The sequence below is a fragment of the Halomonas sp. CnH100-B genome (genome assembly GCF_024124605.1).
GTDB lineage: Bacteria > Pseudomonadota > Gammaproteobacteria > Pseudomonadales > Halomonadaceae > Vreelandella.
The window spans coordinates 93,063-113,029 of record NZ_JAMXRX010000007.1 but is presented as its reverse complement, the minus strand read 5'-3'; the positions used below and the strand labels follow the sequence as shown (position 1 = coordinate 113,029).

The window sequence follows — 19,967 nt, the reverse complement described above, 5'->3', positions numbered from 1 at the left end:
TAACAGACGGCACTAATAACGACATCGCCGCCTGCCTAAAAGGCAGACGGCGATGCCGGTGCTTACTTACTGGTTCGCGGATTCAAAATCGCGCAGTAGTTGGTTGCCGCGCTCTACCGCCGCATCGGCCGCTTCCTGGCCTGATTTGCCTCCGGTCATCACTGCTTCCATCTCCTCAGAGATGATGTCGCGGATCTGTACGAAGTTACCAAAGCGCAGGCCTTTGGAGTTCTCGGTGGGCTCGTTCAGCGTCATCTGCTTCAGCGAGGTATCCGCACCGGGGTTCTCATCGTAGTAGCCCTGCTCTTGGCTCAAGTCCCAAGCGGCTTGAGTAATCGGCAGGTAGCCGGTTTGCTGGTGCCATTCGGCCTGTACTTCCGGCTGAGAGAGGTACTCGAAAAACGCTGCGACGGCGGCGTATTCGTCATCAGTGTGGCCCTGCAAGGCCCAAAGTGTTGCCCCCCCAATGATGGAGTTCTGCGGCGCGCCTTCTACGTCAGCGTAGTAGGGCTGCATGCCAAAGCCCACTTCAAAGTCGGCGTTGGCAGCCACGTCTGCACGAGAGGCAGACGAACCGAAGAAGATCGCGCACTCTTGGGAGTAGAACAGCGGTTCGGCATCTGGGCCAGGGCCGGGGCCGCCCCATTTGAAGGCACCGGCATCTTGCCAGGTTTTCAGGTTATCCCAGTGGCGGGCGACCAGCTCGTTGTTGAAGTTCAGCTCGGTCTCCAACCCACCAAAGCCGTTTTCCAGCGTGCCCAGCGGGGAGTTATGCATAGCGGAGAAGTTCTCCAGCATCACCCAGCTCGGCCACGAGGTGGTAAAGCCGCAGTTAGCAGCACCCGATTCGGTAATTTGGGTAGCGTATTCAGCCACCTCTTCCCAGGTTTGTGGCGGCTGTTCTGGGTCTAGGCCGGCTTCCTCGAACACATCGCGGTTGTAGTACATGATGGGCGTAGAGGAGTTGAACGGGAACGACAGCATGTTGCCGTTGGTATCGGTGTAGTAGCCCACTACGGCGGGCAGGAAGGCGTCACGGTCAAATGCGCGGCCATGGTCTTCCATTAGCTCATACACCGGATAAATCGCCCCGTCGGCGTTCATCATGGTGCCGGTGCCGACCTCGAACACCTGCAGGATGTGCGGCTGCTCGCCTGCGCGGAACGCTGCAATGGCGCCGGTCATGGTTTCGGTATAGTTGCCGCGATAGCTGGGGGTCACGCGGTACTCATCTTGAGAAGCGTTGAACTCTTCGGTCATGCCTTCCAGGATCTCACCCAGCTGGCCGCCCATGGCATGCCACCAGGTCACTTCGGTGGCGGCAGTGGCGGAGAGGCTGAACGAGGCGGTGGCAACACCGAGGGCAAGCGCGTGCAACGTGAAACGAGACATAACGGCTCCTTGTAGGTCTTGCGCAGTACGTTTATTGAGTTGTTGGGTGCACTGAACAGTAGGAAGTGTAGATGACGCTTTCGTGAATGCACGGTGAACTTGCCGTGACGGCCAACGTTTAGTGAGACGCTTGCAGTGCCCAGTAGGCAAAGGACAGGCGGGGTGCTAGGGTGGCTGAAAAGCCTAACGAACGAGATCAACATGACCGATGCAACTGCGCTGCTGGCCCAATTGGTGGCGTTCGACACGACCTCCAGCGAATCGAATTTGGCACTTATCGAATTCGTCGAGGGCTATTTAGCCGATTACGGTGTGACCGCCGAACGGGTGATGAGCCCCTGCGGCACCAAAGCCAACCTGATTGCCCGCATTGGCCCGGATGCCCCCGGCGGCGTGATGCTGTCTGGTCATACCGATGTGGTGCCCGTGGCCGGCCAGCCCTGGAGCAGCGACCCGTTCACCCTGCGCGATGGCGGCGATGGCCGTTTATATGGGCGCGGCACTTGCGATATGAAGGGCTTTATTGCCTGTGCGCTCGCCATGGTGCCCACCTGGGCGAGGGCACCGCTGAAGCAGCCGATCTATTTCGGCTTCTCTTATGACGAAGAGATCGGCTGCGTGGGCGCCCCCAGCTTGATAAAGCGCTTTTGTGAGCACTACTCCACCACGGCTCATGTGATTGTCGGCGAGCCCACCAGCATGCAGCCGGTGGTGGCGCAAAAGGGCGCGACCAACCTGCGTACCACAGTGATTGGCCGTGAAGCGCACAGTAGCCAGGTGAATCAAGGCACCTCTGCGATCCACGTGGCCGCAAGGCTGGTGACGTTCATCGAGGACACTATGGCCGCACTGGTGGAAGAGGGACGCGTGGATGAGGCTTTTAACGTGCCGCATACCAGCTTGCATGTGGGTAAAATCAAAGGCGGCACGGCCATTAATATCATGGCGCGGGAGTGCCAGTTCGAGTGGGAGATTCGCCACCTACCCACAGAAACCTTTGAAGAGGTGTACGGGCGCTTTAGCGACTACTGCGCTACGCTCAGCGAGTCGCTCGGCGCTCAGGGAAAAACCGTCGAGATCACGACCGAGCCGTTGAACGTGACGGTGCCGGGGCTTGCCGACCGAGACAATCAGCAGGTGCTGCGGTTAGCGCAGGATCACCTGCCCAGCGGTTGCTGCCAGCACGCGGTGGCCTATGCGACGGAGGCCGGACAGTTCCAGGGGCAGGGGCTACAAACCATCATTTTAGGGCCGGGCAGCATTACCCAGGCGCACCAGCCCGACGAGTACATTGACACGGCGCAGCTAGACGAGTGCAGTGCCTTCATGCAGCGTTTGGGCCGCGCCATGGAAGCGCCTTTCGCGGGCTAATGGTCGGCTGCTTGCGCCCAATAAAAAACACCCGCCGGTGTCATCGGGCGGGTGTTTTTGTGAGACGCTTACGGTCTGGCTATTAATGCTGATGCTGCTCTTCGTAAAGCTCGGCTTTCGCATGGCGCATCACATCTTCGCACGCCTGCTGCTGGGCCAGCTGGGTGAGAAGCCGTTGTGTGACCTCAAACCCTTTCCCCAAGCAGGTATCCACTTCGTCACGGCTCACCTGGGGCGAGACGCTGCAGTCGATTTTGATCGTGCGGCCGCCGCCTTCCAGCCGGTCGGCGAGTTCTCTAAGCCGCCACGCGATTCGCTCTTTCCAGTTTGCTGATTCTTCCGCGCCTTCGTTTACGCTAAACGTGCACTGCCATTCCGGTTTGTAAACCTTCATAGGAGAACCTCCACTGCGTTTGGAAAGAATGATCGATCGTGTTGTCGTACTCCGTCTGTCTAGGGATCTTGCTCTGTTACTATACCCAACTCGGGGCCAATACCGAAACAAAACATCTACAGCGCCCGCAAAATGCATAAGCCAGAGCTACAGCTATGACTCACTCACAGCCTGAAAGTTGCCCCTGCGGTAGCGGTCTTCCGTTTAATGGCTGCTGCCAGCCCTACCACCAAGGGGCACTGCCACCCACGCCAGAAGCGCTGATGCGTTCACGTTACGCGGCGTTCGCGTTGAATCAGCGTGACTATCTGCTGGCAACGTGGCACGCCACGACGCGTCCCCATCAGCTACCGCCCGACCCCGATACACAGTGGCTGTCGCTGGTGATTGTCGAGGCGCCTAGCGCACAAGATGACCAGGGAACGGTGCACTTTCGCGCCACGTTTCGCGAGCCCAGTGGCTGGCATGTGTTAGAGGAGGTCTCGCGGTTCGTGAAGGAAGCGGGGCGCTGGTGGTACGTCGACGGTACGCCCAGCGTGGCGCGTTTAAAGCCGGGTCGCAATGCGCCTTGCCCCTGTGGTAGCGGGCGTAAATTAAAGGTATGTTGCAAAGCATAAGCACATCACTGCTAAGTCGTGTGAGGCATGAAACGCCATGATCGTTGGGTCGACTAACGCACTGAAAACCGTACGGCGGCACATGGGCGTTCATCGCCACACGGTCACGTCGCTATTCCTCATGGGGACACTACTACTGGCCGCCCTTGTTGGAGTGTCTCAAGCCACCGCCGAGGAGGCGCCCCGCACGAACGCTTTCTCAGCATCGGACATCAACTTGGTGGTGCCCTTTGGGCAGGGCGGCGCGACCGATATTCTATTTCGGGTCATTGCCGAGCAAGCGCAGACCTATTTGGGGACGTCGATCATCACGATGAACATGCCGGGCAACGGTGCCACGCTCGGCTCGCAGTTCGTGAAGCAAGCCGCCCCGAATGGCCTCACGCTGTTGGGCAGCCATCAAACCATCGACTTGGCCTATATCGCCGGACTGTCCGACTACTCCCACGATGCGTTTGCCCCCATTGCACTGCTGACTCGCACCGTGAACATTCCCGCCACCGTGTCCGGCCATACGCTCACCACGGCCAGCGAGATCGCAGCGTTCGTCGAGCAGCATCCCGGTGAGCTGTTGGTGGGCATCATTCCCAACTCGACCGATCACTTCTTTTGGTTGCACTTTTTCGAGCAGACGGACATCTCGCCGGGCGACATCCAGTTCGTGCGCTACCCCGATACGGGGGCTCAGGTCGTGGCGCTACTGGGCGGCGAATTGGACGTGGCCATGCTGAACCTGCCCTCCGCCGGGGGGCTGTTCGCGAGTGGTGCGCTGGTGCCGCTGGGCGTGGCCAGTGACACGCGGCTCGCGGCGCTGCCGGAGGTGCCGACATTGATCGAGCAGGGTATCGCGTTGGTCAATACGACGGATCGCGGCCTTTTTGCGCCGCTGAATACGCCGCCGGAGCGTCTGGAGCGTTTGGCCCAGGCCTTCGAAAAAGCCCTTCAACAGCCTGCGCTGGTGGAATCGCTGCAGCATACCCACGGCTCCCACGTCGATTTCATGCCCCGCGACGCGTATGGCCGCTATCTCGATGCCCAGTACGACCAGCTGCAGCGATTGGCCGATACCATGGCGTTTGAGCGCTAGCCTTGAGGCCATAGAACGCAGAGGAGAGGCCGCGTGCCGCTAAATACCCGTGATCTTGCAGCCGAAACGCTGCTCTTAATCGTCTCGGCCACGCTGCTGCTGATGGGAAGTGCTGGCCTGCTAGTTGGGCTGGTGCTGCCTGAAACACTGCTCGGCCCCCTGCTGGTCCCCGATGCGTCGCTGGCCACGTTTCTGATAGGGGTGAGTTTGCTGGCAACGCTCTGTCAGTTGGCTTGGCTGCGACAACTGAGCGCCGCCGTGCTGGCTGTGCTGCTGCTCTATACGCTGCTACATAACGTGGTGGATGGTGGCGTCGCAACGTCACTGGTGAGTCAGGACGAGCGCATGACCACCCTAGCGGTGCTGATGCTCGGCTGGATGACCGCGTGTCTGTGGGTCGGCGTGGGCAGCCACTGGCGCCGAGTCTGCTGGCGAGCGTCTGGGGTTGGGCTACTGCTGTTCGGCGGTTGGGTGGTGGCGCGGCTATGGATGAGCGATGCAGAGGATCGGCCGCTGTTCAGCTCATCGCCCATTGCGGTGCTGGTCTTCATCGTGCTGCTGGGAGCCGCGCTGCTGGTCGCGGGCTGGCGACATCGCGCCGAGCGGCTGAGCCCTGGTAAGCTTACGGTCATGGTGGGGTTGGCGGGCGTGTTGGTGAGTAGTCTCGCGTGGTTACTGCTGAGCATGAACCAGCGTTCGACCATCGAGTTGCAAGCCAGTTATCTACTGGATAACGTGCAGCTCAACGCGGAGCAGGCCATGTCAGAGCGTCTGCAGCTCATGCACCGTATGGCAGAGCGCCTGGGGAGTTTGCCTGACGAGCAGCGCACGACACTGCTCCAACAAGATGCCCAGAGCTATTTCCGCGATACCCTGAGTTTGAATGCCATCGCCCTGATCGATGCTCAAGGGGGGCTGATCTGGCGCCAGGGGCGTCAGCAGGGGCGCGATGGTTGGTTGGTAGGACAATTAGCCAAACCCAGCGTACAGGCGTGGCTGGCGGTGCCCTTTGATCGTCCGCGGCTGCTGATGCCCGATGGCGAGCAGCGCAGCATGATGCTGATGGCGCTTCCCGTGCCCAACCGAGCACAGCAGCTGCTGGCGGCCATCGACTTGAGCGCGCTGCTCAACCATGAGTTAAGCCTGGCGCTGGGGCCGTTTCAGGTAGGCGTGAGCCGAGGCGAGCAGCTGCTGATGATGTTGCACCCCTCGGGCTTCGCCGTGGAAGGCGTAGAATCCCCCGTGAACGCCTTGGCCAACCGGCTCACCGGCTTGCCTGGCGGCGTGAACTTAATGCTGACCGCGTATCCTGGGCAGCATCATAATTGGTACCTCTTGGGGGTGATGCCCATCAGTGTGGCCATGGGTGGCTTGGTGATGAGCTGGCTGCTGGCTTTTAGTGTGGGCGTCGTGGGGGCTACCATTGCCCGTACTCGGGAGCTGGCGGCGGCGCGTCACTCGTTGGAAGAGAACGAGCAGCGCTACCGCTCGCTGTTCGTGCACCACCCCGACGCCGTCTTTTCGCTGGATCAGCGCGGCTATTTCCAAACCGCCAATACCACCTGTGCCGATGTGACCGGCTACCCGTTGGACGAGGTCGTGGGGCGGCACTTCACCGATTTCATTGCTCCCCACGAGCGAGAGCGCATCAAAGCGCACTTCACGTATGTGCTTCAGGGAGGCATTAGCCGCTACGAAGTCACCATGACCGACCGGGAGGCCCAGCAACGCATTCTGGATCTGATCAGCCTGCCCGTCACGGTCAACGGGCACATCGAGGGGGTCTACTGTATCGCCCAGGACGTGACCGACAAGCGGCGTCAGCAGACGCGGCTTCGCACCCTGGAGCGCAGCGTGGAAGCGAGCGTCAACGGCGTACTGATCGCGGATGCCCGACAGCCTGACCTGCCCATCATCTACGCCAACCAAGCGTTTAGCACCATGACGGGGTACGCCCAGAGTGACGTGATTGGCCAAAACTGCCGTTTCTTGCAAGGGCCAGAGAGCGATCCCGCCATGGTCACCAAGCTACGGCGCGGGATTCAAGCGCAGCGCGAAACCCATGTCACGCTGTGCAATTACCGCAAGGATGGCACGCCATTCTGGAACGATCTTTATATTGCGCCCGTGCGAGATAGCGAAGGTCAGGTCACGCACTTTGTGGGCGTTCAGCACGATATTTCGCAGCACAAAGCCTATGAAGCGCGGCTGGCTTACCATGCCACCCATGACGACCTTACCCGTCTGCCCAACCGCATGATGTTCGAAGAGACCCTGCATAAGCAGTTTGCCGCCGCCCAAGGCAGCGGTGAGCGGATCAGCGTACTGTTCGTCGATCTAGACGACTTCAAGCCCATCAATGATACCTTGGGGCATGCGGTAGGCGACCAGGTACTGATCGAAGTGGCCAAGCGGCTGCGGGCCGGGCTACGCCAGGAAGACACGGTCGCCCGCCTGGGGGGCGATGAATTCGTGCTGCTGATTACCAATACGGGCGACGAGCAGCAGGTCATCGAGGTGGTCGAGCGCTTGCTGCCCGCGCTCGCCAAACCCTACTGCATGGAGGGCCATGAATTGTACCTGACCGCCAGCGTGGGGATTGCCATGAGCCAGCCCGACACGCCGCAGCCGCAAACGCTGATCCAGCAGGCGGACATGGCCATGTACAAGGCCAAGCAGCAGGGACGCAACGCGTACGCCTGGTTCAGTCACGACATCAATGCGCTGGCCAGCGAGCGAGTGAGCCTGCGCAATGACCTGCAAGAAGCGATCGACCACCAAGGCTTCGAGCTTCACTATCAGCCGCTGATGGATCGGCAAGGCAATATTGCCAGCGTGGAGGCGCTGCTGCGCTGGCCGCACCCCAGCAAAGGCTATGTCTCGCCGGCACGCTTCATTCCACTAGCGGAAGCCACCGGGCAGATCATGCCGATCAGCGAGTGGGTGCTGCAACGCGCTTGTCACGACATGCTGGCACTACAGCGCAGCGGCTTGGGCGCACTGCGCGTTGCGGTCAACCTGTCACCGCTACAGTTCCATCGTGACAGCTTCCTGGCCACGCTACGCCAAACCCTGGCCGATACCGGGCTGCCTGCCGAACAGCTCTCCCTGGAACTGACCGAAGGTATTTTGATGGATAACACCGCCTCCGCCATCGAGATTTTACATGCCCTTCGCGGTATGCAGGTCAGCGTCTCCATCGATGACTTTGGCACCGGCTACTCGAGCCTGAGTTATCTGAAGCATCTGCCCATCAGTACGGTGAAAATCGACCGCAGTTTCATTCACGAGCTGACCAACAGCAGCGATGATGCTGCCATCGTTCAAGGCATCATCTCCATGGCCCACCATTTGGGGCTGAGCGTTGTGGCCGAAGGGGTCGAGACCAGCGAGCAGCACCAGCGGCTGTTAAGCTATCACTGCGACGGCTTCCAAGGCTTCGGGTTGGCCAAGCCCATGCCCTTGGCGGAGCTCGAGCGCCTGCTGGCCGCTCAGCGAACGGCCACCACGCCCGTCAACCAATGAGTCATCATGGACAAGAGTTCGCCGCCCCAATGGTATCTCTACCTGCTAGAGTGTCAGCGGGGTACCTATGTGGGTATTACCAACAACCTCGCCAAGCGCTACCGCGCCCATGCGGCGGGTAAAGGCGCGCGTTATACCCGAGCGAATCCGCCGTTAGCCCTGCTCGGCGCGCAACCGTTTGCCGACCGCGCTGAGGCCAGCCGAGCAGAGTATCGGCTAAAGCAGCAGTCACCCGATCAAAAACGCCGCTGGGCCGCCAAGTGGCCATATACGTATGAAGAGTAAGGAGCCTTGATGCTGACGTTTTTCTCCGAAGGCAGTCGCCGCCGCCAAGCACGCAGCGAGCTGCACGATGGTGCCTTGGTCACGCCCTTCGAGTGCCCGGAACGAATCGATTTGGTGCTGGCAGCCCTGCGCCAAGCGGCCTTCGAGGTGCGCGCGCCCAACGATTACGGCCTAGCGCCCGTGCTGGCGGTTCACGATGCTGATTACGTCGCGTTCCTGGAAAACTGCTGGCAGGCATGGCAAGCGGCGGGCCATGCGGGGGAGGCGATTCCCAACATTTGGCCTGCACGAACGATGCGCGGCGACCGTATTCCCCAATCGGTGAGCGGCCAGTTGGGCTACTACGCCCTGGCTGCTGAAACCTCGATTACGGAAGGCACCTTTGCCGCTGCCTTGGCAAGTAAAGATACGGCGCTGGCGGCAATCGATCATACCCTCGCCACTGGCGAGCCGACCTTCGGCCTGTGCCGTCCGCCGGGCCACCACGCGGCGGTGGATCAATTCGGCGGCTACTGCTTCTTTAACAATGCCGCCATCGCTGCCCAGCGCGCGCTGGACGCTGGCAAGCGCCGTGTCGCGATTCTCGACGTAGATTTTCATCACGGTAACGGCACCCAGCAGATCTTCTATCGCCGTGACGACGTGCTGTTCGCCTCGCTCCACGGCGACCCTGACGTGACCTTCCCTTACTTTTCGGGCTACAGCGACGAAACCGGCGAAGGAGTAGGTGAAGGCTTCACGGCCAATTATCCGCTGCCGCCGGGCACCTCCGTTGCGACGTGGATGGCCGCGTTGGATGAGGCGCTGGCGCACATCCACAGAGCAGAGTGCGAGCTGCTGGTGGTATCGCTGGGTGTGGATATTTTTGAAGGTGACCCGATCAGCGCCTTTACCTTTCAACACGCCGACTTTATTGCCCTCGGGCAGCGCCTTGCCGCCGCCGGGCTACCCTGCGTGTTTTTGATGGAAGGGGGCTATGCCGTTGAGGATATCGGGGTCAACGTGGTGAACGTCTTACAAGGGTTTGAGGAGGTCATGCAGGGCGTGAAATAAGGCATTAAGGTGACAGTTGCACGAAATTCGGGCAGTCTTATGCCTTTTTGGCCTATGCTATAGGTCGTTATCTCTTTTTTAATTTGATCGTTCAACGCGGGAGCGGCACGTGGCAGTTTACGGCGGTATTCAGGCACATGAAGTGGAGCGTTGGCTAAATGCCCTCACCAACGCGGCCTATGACCGACGCTGCCCGCTCACTAAAGTGCATGGGGGCAACGCCCGTGCCCGCACTGCCCGCCAGGATTTGCTTCACCTGGCGACCGCGTTTCGAGGCGGCGAGCGCAGCCGCGACGCCGTTGCCGATGGCCTCAGCCGCTGGTGCCAGCACTATCTCACCGAAGCGGAGTGGTATGTGCTGGTCGGCGGGCGCAGGCCAGCTGCCCAAGCGAAGCCGGCCCCGCGTGTGAGCGAGCCAACCTCTGACACACCGAACGCCGACGAGCAAGCCGCTGACGATGCCTTGGAAGTGCTTTACCAGCACCGCGTGGGTTAACCCACGACTGCTTGCACTGTTACAATGGATGCATGAACAGTGCCTCTGCCGCTCCGGCGACCGCCTCCCTCGATGATCCTTTCTACTACTTAGCGAATTTTCGCTTCGTGGTCGCGTGGGTGCAGGCGCGCCACGGTGATTTACTCAGTGCCGATGAGCATCACACGCTCCAGCAGTGGTCGCAGCTGCCCCGCGCTTCTCAAGCGCTGTTAGTGCGGATGGTGATGCGTAAAGGCGAGCTGTTCCGCGTGGATAAGCTCCGCTATCCCGAAATTGGCGATACTTATCAGGCGTTGGCGCCGCTACTGGCGCTTGGCTGGGTGGATGACGCGCCGCTGTTAAGCGTGGAGGAGCTGTTTCGGCTGCTGCGCTTAAGCGAGCTGCGCGACGCCCTGAAAGCCTCTATGAATTCCGTTGGGCTGCCGTCTAACGCCACCAAAACAGCGCTTCAGGCGGCGTTAACGCCGATGCTTACCGATGCACTGCCGCTGCGCCAGTGGTGGCCTGCCGCAACAACGCACATCGTGCGACTCAACGTCATGGCGCTGTGCGACCGCCTGCGGCTGATGTTCTTTGGCAACCTGCGTCAGGACTGGGCCGAGTTCGTGCTCACCGAGCTGGGTTTACAGCGTTTTGAACAAGTGCCGCTGACCGCCGATTCACGGGCGTTTCAGCATCGAGACAAGGTGGACACCTATCTGGCACTACACCACCTGCGCGAACGCCTAGAAAACGGTGAGCTGCCTGAACAGCTGGCTACAGAAGTGCCCGCGGCCTCCAACAACCGTTGGCTAGACGCACGCCGCTCGCGGCTGCTGCTTACCCTGGGGCAAACGGCGGAACGTAGCGGCAATACGGAGCTGGCGCTGTCGCTTTACGCCGAATCGACTAACAGCGAGGCGCGCATACGCAGGCTGCGAGTGTTGGAACGCCTGAAGCGCTATTCAGAGGCTTATGAACTCGCTCAGGCCGCGCGCGAGCAGGCGGGGGAGAGCGAAGCCCAAGCGCTGGGGCGCTTGTTGCCCCGCTTGGCGCGCAAGCTGAACCAGCCTGCCCCCCAGGCCGTGAAAGCCGCCGAGGCCCCGACCTACGTGCTGGAGCTTCCTGGCCCTCAATCGGTAGAGCGCGCCGTTGCCGAACACTTATCCACCGCCAGTGCTCCGGTGTTCTATGTGGAAAACTGCCTAATCACCGGGCTTTTTGGTCTGCTGCTCTGGCCAGCGATTTTCAAACCGCTGCCGGGGGCGTTTTTTCACCCGTTTCATAGTGGGCCTGCGGATTTGTACCGCGAGGACTTCGTTCGTCAGCGCCAAGCCGAGATCGACGCCTGCCTGGCGCAGCTAGACGACGGGCGCTACCGCGAGACGATGCGCGCGACATGGCACGCGAAGCAGGGCATTACCTCGCCGTTTGTGCACTGGGGTATCCTGAGCGAGCCTCTGTTAACAGCCGCGCTTAGCTGCCTGCCCGCCGCGCACCTGCGCGCCTGCTTTACCCGCTTGCTGAGTGACCTAAAGCACAACCGAGCGGGCCTGCCGGATCTTATCCAGCTAATGCCCGATGCGCCCGCCGGGAAGCCTAGCTACCGTATGATCGAAGTGAAAGGCCCCGGTGACCGCCTGCAAGATAACCAGCGTCGCTGGATTGATTTCTTCTGCCGCCACGACATGCCGGTCGAGGTGTGTCACGTGCGCTGGCAGCCAACTTCATGAGCCGCTATCGGGTCGCAGTGCGTGCGCTGTGCGATTTCACCGCACGCCAAGGCGACCTCGATCACCGTTTTACCCCTGCGCCCAGCGCCCAAGAGGGCATTGAAGGGCACGCGCTGGTGGCCAAACGGCGAGAAAACATAGCGGGCTACCTGGCCGAATTGCCGCTCTCCGGCGAGTATCAGGGGCTGCGCGTGGCGGGCCGCGCCGATGGCTTCGATGTGGCGGCGAATTGCGTTGAAGAGGTCAAAACCCATCGCGGCAGCCTGGCGCGCATGGCGGATAACCAGCGCGCACTGCACTGGGCCCAGGTGAAGGTATACGGCGCGCTGCTCTGCGCTGAGCGCGGGCTTTCACATATCACGCTGGCGCTGGTGTACCTGGATATTGCCAGCGGTCAGGAAACGCGGCTGACCTTGGAGGCCAGTGCCACAGAGCTTGATGCGTTCTTTACCGACCAGTGCCAGCGCTTTTTAGCCTGGGCCGAGCAGGAGGCTGCCCACCGCGAACGCCGCGATGCGTGGCTCGCCACGCTGACCTTTCCCCACGTGGATTTTCGCCCAGGCCAGCGGGCGTTGGCCGAAGATGTGTTCAAAGCCGCCAGCACCGGGCGCTGCCTGCTGGCCCAAGCGCCCACCGGCATTGGCAAAACCCTGGGCACGCTGTTTCCCATGCTCTCCGCGATGCCCCGCCAGCGGCTCGACCGCATCGCTTTTCTCACTATGAAAACCCCTGGCCGCCGCCTCGCGCTCGATGCCTTGGCGAGCCTAGAGGCAACTGCCCAGCCGCTGCGAGTGCTGGAGCTGGTGGCCCGCGATAAAGCCTGCGAGTACCCCGGCACCGCCTGCCAAGGTGATGCCTGCCCGTTAGCAAAAGGGTTTTACGACCGCTTGCCTGCCGCCCGCCAGGCAGCGGTGGAAAAAGGCTGGCTAGCGCGCGATGCGCTGCGGGAGGTGGCGCTGGCGCATCAGGTTTGCCCCTACTACTTAGGCCAGGAGCTGGCCCGCTGGGCGGATGTGGCGGTGGGGGATGTGAACCACTGGTTCGATAGCCACGCGCTGCTGCACGGGCTTGCCCAGGCCAACGACTGGCTAGTGGGGCTGCTGGTGGATGAGGCGCATAACCTGGTAGACCGTGCTCGTGGCATGTACAGCGCCGCGCTCTCCCAGCAGCGCTTGAGCTACCTACGCCGTCACTCCCCGCCCGCCTTAGCCAAGCCGCTGGCCCGCGTGGGCAGGCGGTGGCAGGCGCTCAACAAAGAGGCCGCCGAGCACTCTCCAGAACGGCCTTACCACTTGCTAGAAGCGCTACCCACCAAGCTGGTGGGCGCACTGCATACCCTGGCCGGGGCTATCTCGGATTATCTCGTGGAGCACCCCGACGGCGCGAATCAGGCACTCCAGGAACTGCTGTTCGAAGCGCTTACATTCTGCCGCTTGGCGGAATCGTTCGGCGACCACTCGCTGTGCGATTTGGAGATTCAAGGCAAGGGAAGTGCAGTGCTTGGGCTGCGCAATGTGATTCCGGCGGACTTTATCTCCCCGCGCTTTAAGCGCGCCCACTGCGCGGTGCTGTTTTCCGCCACGCTGTCGCCTTTCCATTACTACCGTAACCTGCTGGGCCTGCCCGAGCAGAGCGTATGGCGCGAGGTGGATTCGCCCTTTGTCGCCCGTCAGTTAGAGGTGCAGCTACGTACGGACATTTCTACGCGCTATCATCATCGTGTTGCGTCGGTAATTCCCATCGTCGCTACGCTGGCAGAGCAGTACCGGCGCTCGCCGGGCCACTATTTAGCCTTTTTCAGCAGCTTTGCTTATCTAGAGCAGGTGATGCGTGTGTTGGAGCAGGCGCACCCTGAGATTCCGGTGTTTGCGCAAACTCGCAGCATGCAGGAGCCCGAGCGCGAGGCGTTTTTGGCGCGCTTTGCCCCCGGCGGTAAAGGCATCGGTTTTGCCGTGCTGGGCGGTGCCTTCGCGGAGGGAATCGACCTTCCCGGTGATCGGCTCATCGGCGCTTTCGTGGCGACACTGGGCCTGCCGCCCTTTAACGATTTCAACGAAGCGCTAAAAGCGCGCCTGCAAACACGTTTTGGCCAAGGTGATGACTACACTTATCGTATTCCAGGGATGATCAAAGTGGTGCAAGCCGCCGGGCGAGTGATCCGCAGCCCGGACGATGAAGGAGTGGTGGTATTGATGGATGACCGCTTTGCTCAAGCCAAGGTGCGCGCACTGCTGCCGCGCTGGTGGCACCTGGACTGATCGCTCGGAAAATAGCAGTGCAAAAAACAAAAACGGCCACTTGCTCTAGGAGCTAAGTGGCCGTTTTCACTAAATTCTTGGTCGGAATAGCAGGATTCGAACCTACGACCTCTGCCTCCCGAAGGCAGCGCTCTACCAAGCTGAGCTATATTCCGAAGGTTGCTAAGGCGTGCTCAACAACGGGACGAATCATACGCAGGCGAAGGGCTTTTTTCAAGCCCCTTTTACGCGGTTTGTGCAGAGACGCCGTTCCCGGCGATTAGGCCTGGCGATCGACGGCCAAGCGGGCGAGTTGCGCCATGCTGTCGCGGTAGGCGCTGGCTGGCAGGGCGTCGAGTTCAGCCAGCGCTTTGTCCGCCATCTCTTCTGCCCGGGCACGGGTGTACTCGAGGGCGCCGGTGGCCTGGATGATCGCGAGTACGTCGTCTAGCTGCTCGAGACCGCCTTTACGAATCACCTGACGAATCAGCTTGGCTTGCTCGGGGGTGCCACGCTCCATGGCGTGGATCAGCGGCAGCGTGGGCTTGCCTTCGGCCAAGTCATCACCAACGTTTTTGCCCATGGCCGTGGCGTCGCCCTGGTAGTCCAGCAGGTCGTCGATCAGTTGGAAAGCCAGGCCCAGGTAGCGGCCGTAATGCTGCAGGGCGCGCTCCTGCTCGGGCGTGGCCCCGGCGAGCACTGCGCCGCTATGGGAGGCGGCTTCGAACAGCATCGCGGTTTTGCCCTGAATCGTTTCGAAGTAATCCGCCTCGGAAATGCTGGGGTTGCCAATGTTGGTCAACTGCAGCACTTCGCCTTCCGCAATCACGCAAGTCGCGCCGGAAAGGATCGCCATGATACGCATGGAGCCAACGTCGACCATCATCTGGAACGAGCGGGAGTAGAGAAAATCGCCCACAAGCACCGAAGGCGCATTGCCCCAGGCGTCGTTAGCGGTTTTCTTGCCCCGGCGCATGTGCGACTCATCCACCACGTCGTCGTGCAACAGCGTGGAGGTGTGCATGAACTCGATCAGCGTGGCGAGGGTGATGTGCTTGTCGCCCTCATAGCCCAACGAACGGGCCGCCAGCAGCACCAGAAGCGGGCGCAGACGCTTACCGCCGCTTTCGATGATGTACTGGCCAATGGTTTCCACCAGCGGCACTTTGGAGTTGAGCTGAGCGACGATCGTCTGGTTGACGGCGTCAAAGTCATCGGCCACCACGGCGTGCAGCGGTGAGGGCGAAGGGCTGGCAGGCGGGGTTGGAGAGACGTTGGCTGTCATGGGTTCCGTTCATCGCGGCGGGTAAGAAGAGTGAGGTCATGCTATGGGGCTGCCTGTAAGGCGTCAAGGCGTAGCGCCATGGGGGCGATTGACAAGTACCGGTGGCCTTGTGGTAAGGCGCGATAGTCGTTATAATCCGCGACCCACTCATCATGCTCCCTGTCAGATGGTTGCCAAAAGGGGCGCCACTCGCAGCAGGTCGATAAGAGCGGAAGGCGATGAGCGTTGGTTACGCGGGGCGTAACCGGCATTAACGACAAGTCCGGAGAGCGACATGTACGCAGTTATCAAAAGCGGTGGCAAACAGTACCGCGTTCAAGAAGGTCAGACCCTCAAGCTCGAGAAAATCGAAGTCGCTACCGGCGAAACGATTGAGTTTGATGAAGTGCTGCTGGTTGCAGACGGCGACGACGTCAACGTTGGTGCTCCGCTGGTAAGCGGTGCCAAGGTTTCCGCCGAAGTTGTTTCCCACGGCCGTGGCGACAAAGTCACCATCATCAAATTCCGCCGCCGGAAGCACCACATGAAGCGTCAGGGCCACCGTCAGTGGTTCACTGAAGTCAAAATTACCGGAATTTCTGCGTAAGCAGCCAATTCCCTTTAGGAGGATTTTGCAATGGCACATAAAAAGGCAGCCGGCTCCACGCGTAACGGTCGCGATTCCGAATCCAAACGCCTTGGTGTGAAACTGTACGGTGGCCAAGCGGCAACCGCTGGTAACATCATCGTTCGTCAGCGCGGCACGCGTTTCCACGCCGGCACTGGCGTGGGCGTTGGTCGTGACTACACGCTGTTCGCACTGAACGATGGCGTCGTGAAGTTCGAGACCAAAGGTCCGAAGAACCGTAAATTCGTCAGCATCGTATCTGCCTAAGCAGCCTCGGTTGCTTTGTGTAAGTGCTCTTGTGTCACTTACGCAGTGCGAAGATGACGAAAAAAAGCCCCGCCATGGCGGGGCTTTTTTGTCTTTTCGATCCCTTTTGCCCGCCTGAGGCGGGTGGGGATAGTGCAGTGAGGGCGGCGGAAGCGGCCGGGAGAATCCAATGCAGTTCGTCGATGAAGCCTCGATCATTGTTGAGGCAGGTAAAGGCGGCAATGGCTGTCTGAGCTTTCGCCGCGAGAAATATGTGCCCAAAGGTGGCCCCGATGGTGGCGATGGCGGCCACGGTGGCAGCGTCTACCTGATTGGTGATGACGCGCTCAACACCTTGATCGATTTCAAATTTCAGCGCTTCTACAAAGCTGAAAACGGGCAGGGCGGTATGGGCCGCCAGATGAGCGGTAAAGCCGGGGAAGACTTGCACGTCAAAGTGCCGGTGGGCACCACGGTGATCGATGAAGACACCCTCGAGGTGATTGCCGACGTGACGGAAATCGGTCAGGTCGTGCTGGTGGCCGAAGGCGGTCGCCGTGGGTTGGGAAACATTCACTTCAAATCCTCCACCAACCGTGCACCGCGCCGTACCACGCCGGGCACCGAAGGCGACCGTCGTAACCTGCGCCTGGAAATGAAAGTGATGGCGGATGTGGGCCTACTGGGCATGCCCAACGCCGGTAAGTCGACGCTGATTCGTTCCGTGTCGGCGGCCAAGCCCAAAGTGGCCAACTACCCGTTCACTACGCTGGTGCCGAACCTGGGCGTGGTGAAGCTGGGTATGCATGAGCACTTTGTAATGGCCGACGTACCGGGGCTGATTGAAGGTGCCTCCGACGGCGCTGGCCTAGGGCTGCGCTTCTTGAAGCACCTGACCCGCACGCGGCTGCTGTTCCACGTGGTCGATGTGGCGCCGTTCGATGAGTCCGACCCAGTAGAAGCGGCGCAGGCGATTATTCACGAGCTTGGCCAGTTCTCTCCAGCGCTCTCCGAGCGGCCCCGCTGGCTGGTGCTGAACAAGTTCGATCTGCTGCCGGAAGAGGAGCGTGAGGCGCGCGCCCAGGCGATTATTGATGCGCTGAACTGGGATGGTCCCGTCTTCCGCATTTCGGCGATCAGCAGTGAAGGCACCGATAAGCTGGTGCAGGCCGCTTACCGCTGGCTCACCGAGCAGCAGCGCTTGGAAAACGAAGACGAAGAGGCCCATGCCCGCGAGCAGGAGATGCGTCGTCGCATGGAAGAGGAGTCGGTGGCCCGTACCGAGGCCCGCCTTGGCCGTCGTCGTAAGCGCGATGATGAAGAAGACGATGACGATTTCGACGACGATGATTACGATGTCGAAGTGGAGTACGCCCCGTAAGCCAGCGGCGTACTAGCTAGGATAAATCGCGTGAGCGCAATGGCGTGGGAGAGTCGCGACGTGGAACACAACGAGCAGTTGCCGGGCCGTGAGGCGCTGAGTAGCGCCCGCCGGGTAGTGGTCAAAATTGGCAGCGCGCTGCTTACTAATGATGGTCGCGGGTTGGATGAAGCGGCCATCGGCGGCTGGGTGGATCAAATCGCCGCCCTGCATCAGCAGGGGAAAGAGGTGGTGCTGGTCTCCTCCGGTGCAGTGGCAGCCGGTATGGTGCGCCTAGGCTGGCAGGCGCGCCCTAGCGCCGTGCACGAGCTTCAGGCGGCCGCCGCCGTGGGCCAAAATGGCCTGACCCAGTGCTACGAGCAGCACTTTGCCCGCCACGGCATGCTCACCGCGCAGATTCTGCTTACCCACGACGACCTCTCTAACCGCAAGCGCTACCTGAACGCGCTCTCGGCGCTGCGCACGCTGGTCGAGATGCGCGTGGTGCCGGTGATCAACGAAAACGATACCGTCGTCACTGACGAGATCCGCTTTGGCGATAACGACACTCTCGGCGCGCTGGTGGCGAATCTGCTGGAAGCCGATGCGCTACTGCTGCTCACCGACCAGGAAGGCCTGTTCGATGCCGACCCCCGCCATAATCCTGACGCCACGCTGATTACTGAGGGGCGTGCTGACGACCCACGCTTGGCCGCCGTGGCAGGCAGCGGCGGGGCGTTGGGCCGGGGGGGGATGAGCACCAAGGTGCGTGCTGCCCAGCTCGCGGCGCGTTCCGGCGCGGTAACCGTGATTGCCAGCGGCCGCCAGCCGCAGGTAATTACTCGGGTAATGAATGGTGAAGCGCTCGGCACGCTGCTGCGCCCCGACCAAGCCCCCATGGCAGCGCGCAAGCGCTGGCTGGCGGGTCAGCTTCAGGTGCGCGGTACGCTGGTGCTGGATGCGGGCGCGGTGAACGTGCTGCGCGGTAAAGGCTCTAGCCTGCTGGCCGTTGGCGTGCGTGACGTGCAGGGCAGTTTTAAGCGCGGCGACATGGTGCTGTGTGTGGATGAGCAGGGCACTCGCGTGGCCAAGGGCTTGGTCAACTACGGGGCCGACGAAGCTCGCCAGCTAGCGGGCCAGCCAAGCCACCAAATCGAAGCCATCCTTGGTTACGTGGAAGCCCACGAACTGATCCACCGCGACAATCTCGTGGTGGTTTAGACGGCGGGTTAACCACGCCGCTTCGGCGGTAGCGGTACCTGGCGCGGCCAGTCGTCGGGTACCACCATCAGCCGCGTTAGCGGTCTCTCCTGGCCACTATTTTCTTGGCAACTCTCTTCCCGGCAGTTCTCTTCTTCCTGTGGGTCGTACAGCATTACTTGCTGCGGCCCGTAGCGGTTGATCTGCGCCATCACGTCCGCCATCTGCGCTTGGGCGGGGCCAAATGCGTCGAGCATTGGCGGCGCTAACCAGTGGGGCTTTTCCAGCCAGGCGATCTGAAGAGACGTGCTGTAGCGTTCGGCCACGCTGGGCCAAGCGTGTTGATAGCACCACCACCCTCGCCGATGCTCGGCGGTTGCGCCGGTTGGTGGTGGCAGTGCGACATGCCAGGGGTAAAACAGCACGCCGGGCATGGCAAGCCGTTGGGTGAGCCGTGCGCTGAGCGTCGCGGACTCTGCGATGTCTCTGGGCGTTAGCCAATGCGCCATGGCGGCCTTTGCAGGGGCCGTGCGGGAGAGCGGCAGCTGGTGGTGCAGAAGGTGACCGCACTTCAACGCCAAACTGTCCAAGCCGCCGGGGCCAATCCAGCGGCTTTGACTGGTGGGCTCTCCCGGCCCGTCCGGCAGGCCGAGATAAAATTTGATGGCCACTTCCAAATGCACCGGGGCTGGGGTAGTCCGCGTGCGGTAGAGCATGTCCAGCTCTCCCAAGGTGTTACGGCGCTGGGTGATGCGTAGGTTGTTGGCCAGTAGGCGAGTATTAGGGGCGTTATCCAGTAACAGCTGCCAAAGCCGTTCATGGTAGTGGCCCATGCGCGTGGTCAGCTTGCCATCCAGGGCTTGCACCCTGGGTAGCAGGGTGTCGAGCCACTTATACTGCTCCTCTGCTAAGCCCAGCGCGGAACGTGTGGGGCGGCCTGGGTAATCGCCAAGGGTCACCAAATCTGGTGTGACGATGAGCCACGCCATATCGCGCAGCACCGCATGGTGAATCCCATCGCTGACACCTTCGGCGTAGGTCGTCAAAAGTCTCTCCTATCAACCGGCCCGATATACGACTGAGTTAGCCGCTTGCTGCTA

General features: G+C 61.1%; 17 protein-coding genes and 1 tRNA gene. 13 read left to right on the top strand and 5 right to left on the bottom strand.

Features of this window, described 5'->3' with window-relative positions; all coding sequences use genetic code 11:
• Window positions 1-66: 66 nt before the first annotated feature.
• Window positions 67-1,392 carry a sn-glycerol-3-phosphate ABC transporter substrate-binding protein UgpB gene (gene ugpB / locus NH398_RS15520; RefSeq protein ID WP_253019205.1) on the bottom strand — a complete coding sequence of 442 codons (1,326 nt, stop codon included), beginning with the start codon at window positions 1,390-1,392 and terminating at the stop codon, window positions 67-69.
• 201 nt (window positions 1,393-1,593) lie between these two features.
• On the opposite strand from ugpB, the gene argE reads away from it, so the two are divergent.
• Window positions 1,594-2,763, top strand: a complete 1,170-nt coding sequence (gene argE / locus NH398_RS15515; protein WP_253019204.1) for an acetylornithine deacetylase — start codon at window positions 1,594-1,596, stop codon at window positions 2,761-2,763.
• Window positions 2,764-2,845: 82 nt separating this feature from the next.
• Here argE and NH398_RS15510 read toward each other — a convergent pair whose 3' ends face one another.
• Window positions 2,846-3,157 carry a hypothetical protein gene (locus NH398_RS15510; protein ID WP_159340699.1) on the bottom strand — a complete coding sequence of 104 codons (312 nt, stop codon included), beginning with the start codon at window positions 3,155-3,157 and terminating at the stop codon, window positions 2,846-2,848.
• Window positions 3,158-3,312: 155 nt separating this feature from the next.
• On the opposite strand from NH398_RS15510, the gene NH398_RS15505 reads away from it, so the two are divergent.
• The 8 genes from NH398_RS15505 to NH398_RS15470 all read left to right on the top strand — a co-directional run bounded on the left by NH398_RS15505 (window position 3,313) and on the right by NH398_RS15470 (window position 14,190).
• Window positions 3,313-3,774, top strand: coding sequence for a YchJ family metal-binding protein (locus NH398_RS15505; protein WP_159340700.1), 462 nt, complete (start codon window positions 3,313-3,315; stop codon window positions 3,772-3,774).
• Window positions 3,775-3,811: 37 nt separating this feature from the next.
• Window positions 3,812-4,861 carry a tripartite tricarboxylate transporter substrate binding protein gene (locus NH398_RS15500; RefSeq protein ID WP_253019203.1) on the top strand — a complete coding sequence of 350 codons (1,050 nt, stop codon included), beginning with the start codon at window positions 3,812-3,814 and terminating at the stop codon, window positions 4,859-4,861.
• Between the two features lie 33 nt (window positions 4,862-4,894).
• Window positions 4,895-8,386 (top strand): EAL domain-containing protein, encoded by a 3,492-nt coding sequence (locus NH398_RS15495; protein ID WP_253019202.1) that lies wholly within the window; start codon window positions 4,895-4,897, stop codon window positions 8,384-8,386.
• Window positions 8,387-8,392: 6 nt separating this feature from the next.
• On the top strand, window positions 8,393-8,671 hold the full coding sequence (locus NH398_RS15490; protein ID WP_159340702.1) for a GIY-YIG nuclease family protein: 279 nt from the start codon (window positions 8,393-8,395) through the stop codon (window positions 8,669-8,671).
• A gap of 9 nt (window positions 8,672-8,680) precedes the next feature.
• Entirely contained in the window at window positions 8,681-9,724 is a 1,044-nt protein-coding gene (locus tag NH398_RS15485) for a histone deacetylase family protein (RefSeq protein WP_253019201.1), read from the top strand.
• Window positions 9,725-9,833: 109 nt separating this feature from the next.
• Window positions 9,834-10,220, top strand: a complete 387-nt coding sequence (locus NH398_RS15480; protein WP_253019200.1) for a hypothetical protein — start codon at window positions 9,834-9,836, stop codon at window positions 10,218-10,220.
• A gap of 32 nt (window positions 10,221-10,252) precedes the next feature.
• Window positions 10,253-11,932, top strand: a complete 1,680-nt coding sequence (locus tag NH398_RS15475; protein ID WP_253019199.1) for a VRR-NUC domain-containing protein — start codon at window positions 10,253-10,255, stop codon at window positions 11,930-11,932.
• Entirely contained in the window at window positions 11,929-14,190 is a 2,262-nt protein-coding gene (locus NH398_RS15470; protein ID WP_253019247.1) for an ATP-dependent DNA helicase, read from the top strand. Before NH398_RS15475 ends, NH398_RS15470 begins: the two co-directional genes overlap by 4 nt.
• A gap of 78 nt (window positions 14,191-14,268) precedes the next feature.
• Here NH398_RS15470 and NH398_RS15465 read toward each other — a convergent pair.
• Window positions 14,269-14,345, bottom strand: a tRNA-Pro gene (locus tag NH398_RS15465).
• A gap of 104 nt (window positions 14,346-14,449) precedes the next feature.
• Window positions 14,450-15,454 carry an octaprenyl diphosphate synthase gene (ispB, locus tag NH398_RS15460; protein WP_253019198.1) on the bottom strand — a complete coding sequence of 335 codons (1,005 nt, stop codon included), beginning with the start codon at window positions 15,452-15,454 and terminating at the stop codon, window positions 14,450-14,452.
• Window positions 15,455-15,728: 274 nt separating this feature from the next.
• On the opposite strand from ispB, the gene rplU reads away from it, so the two are divergent.
• From rplU to proB, 4 genes are all read left to right on the top strand, one after another.
• Window positions 15,729-16,040: a 50S ribosomal protein L21 gene (rplU, locus tag NH398_RS15455; RefSeq protein WP_139527921.1), complete on the top strand. Its 312-nt coding sequence runs from the start codon at window positions 15,729-15,731 to the stop codon at window positions 16,038-16,040.
• Window positions 16,041-16,070: 30 nt separating this feature from the next.
• Entirely contained in the window at window positions 16,071-16,328 is a 258-nt protein-coding gene (gene rpmA, locus NH398_RS15450; protein WP_139527922.1) for a 50S ribosomal protein L27, read from the top strand.
• Between the two features lie 169 nt (window positions 16,329-16,497).
• Window positions 16,498-17,688, top strand: coding sequence for an Obg family GTPase CgtA (gene cgtA, locus NH398_RS15445; protein ID WP_159340707.1), 1,191 nt, complete (start codon window positions 16,498-16,500; stop codon window positions 17,686-17,688).
• 39 nt (window positions 17,689-17,727) lie between these two features.
• Window positions 17,728-18,888 (top strand): glutamate 5-kinase, encoded by a 1,161-nt coding sequence (proB, locus tag NH398_RS15440; RefSeq protein WP_253019246.1) that lies wholly within the window; start codon window positions 17,728-17,730, stop codon window positions 18,886-18,888.
• 8 nt (window positions 18,889-18,896) lie between these two features.
• Here proB and NH398_RS15435 read toward each other — a convergent pair whose 3' ends face one another.
• Entirely contained in the window at window positions 18,897-19,913 is a 1,017-nt protein-coding gene (locus tag NH398_RS15435; RefSeq protein WP_366070705.1) for a DUF1853 family protein, read from the bottom strand.
• Between the last annotated feature and the right edge of the window lie 54 nt (window positions 19,914-19,967).

Excerpts from the sequence above, each read along its gene's own strand:
- NH398_RS15470 (WP_253019247.1), top strand. The coding sequence starts at position 11,929 with ATGAGCCGCTATCGGGTCGCAGTGCGTGCGCTGTGCGATTTCACCGCA.
- NH398_RS15510 (WP_159340699.1), bottom strand. The coding sequence starts at position 3,157 with ATGAAGGTTTACAAACCGGAATGGCAGTGCACGTTTAGCGTAAACGAA.
- rpmA (WP_139527922.1), top strand. The coding sequence starts at position 16,071 with ATGGCACATAAAAAGGCAGCCGGCTCCACGCGTAACGGTCGCGATTCC.
- rplU (WP_139527921.1), top strand. The coding sequence starts at position 15,729 with ATGTACGCAGTTATCAAAAGCGGTGGCAAACAGTACCGCGTTCAAGAA.
- NH398_RS15490 (WP_159340702.1), top strand. The coding sequence starts at position 8,393 with ATGGACAAGAGTTCGCCGCCCCAATGGTATCTCTACCTGCTAGAGTGT.
- ugpB (WP_253019205.1), bottom strand. The coding sequence starts at position 1,392 with ATGTCTCGTTTCACGTTGCACGCGCTTGCCCTCGGTGTTGCCACCGCC.
- NH398_RS15475 (WP_253019199.1), top strand. The coding sequence starts at position 10,253 with ATGAACAGTGCCTCTGCCGCTCCGGCGACCGCCTCCCTCGATGATCCT.
- ispB (WP_253019198.1), bottom strand. The coding sequence starts at position 15,454 with ATGACAGCCAACGTCTCTCCAACCCCGCCTGCCAGCCCTTCGCCCTCA.
- cgtA (WP_159340707.1), top strand. The coding sequence starts at position 16,498 with ATGCAGTTCGTCGATGAAGCCTCGATCATTGTTGAGGCAGGTAAAGGC.
- NH398_RS15485 (WP_253019201.1), top strand. The coding sequence starts at position 8,681 with ATGCTGACGTTTTTCTCCGAAGGCAGTCGCCGCCGCCAAGCACGCAGC.
- NH398_RS15505 (WP_159340700.1), top strand. The coding sequence starts at position 3,313 with ATGACTCACTCACAGCCTGAAAGTTGCCCCTGCGGTAGCGGTCTTCCG.
- argE (WP_253019204.1), top strand. The coding sequence starts at position 1,594 with ATGACCGATGCAACTGCGCTGCTGGCCCAATTGGTGGCGTTCGACACG.
- proB (WP_253019246.1), top strand. The coding sequence starts at position 17,728 with ATGGCGTGGGAGAGTCGCGACGTGGAACACAACGAGCAGTTGCCGGGC.
- NH398_RS15500 (WP_253019203.1), top strand. The coding sequence starts at position 3,812 with ATGATCGTTGGGTCGACTAACGCACTGAAAACCGTACGGCGGCACATG.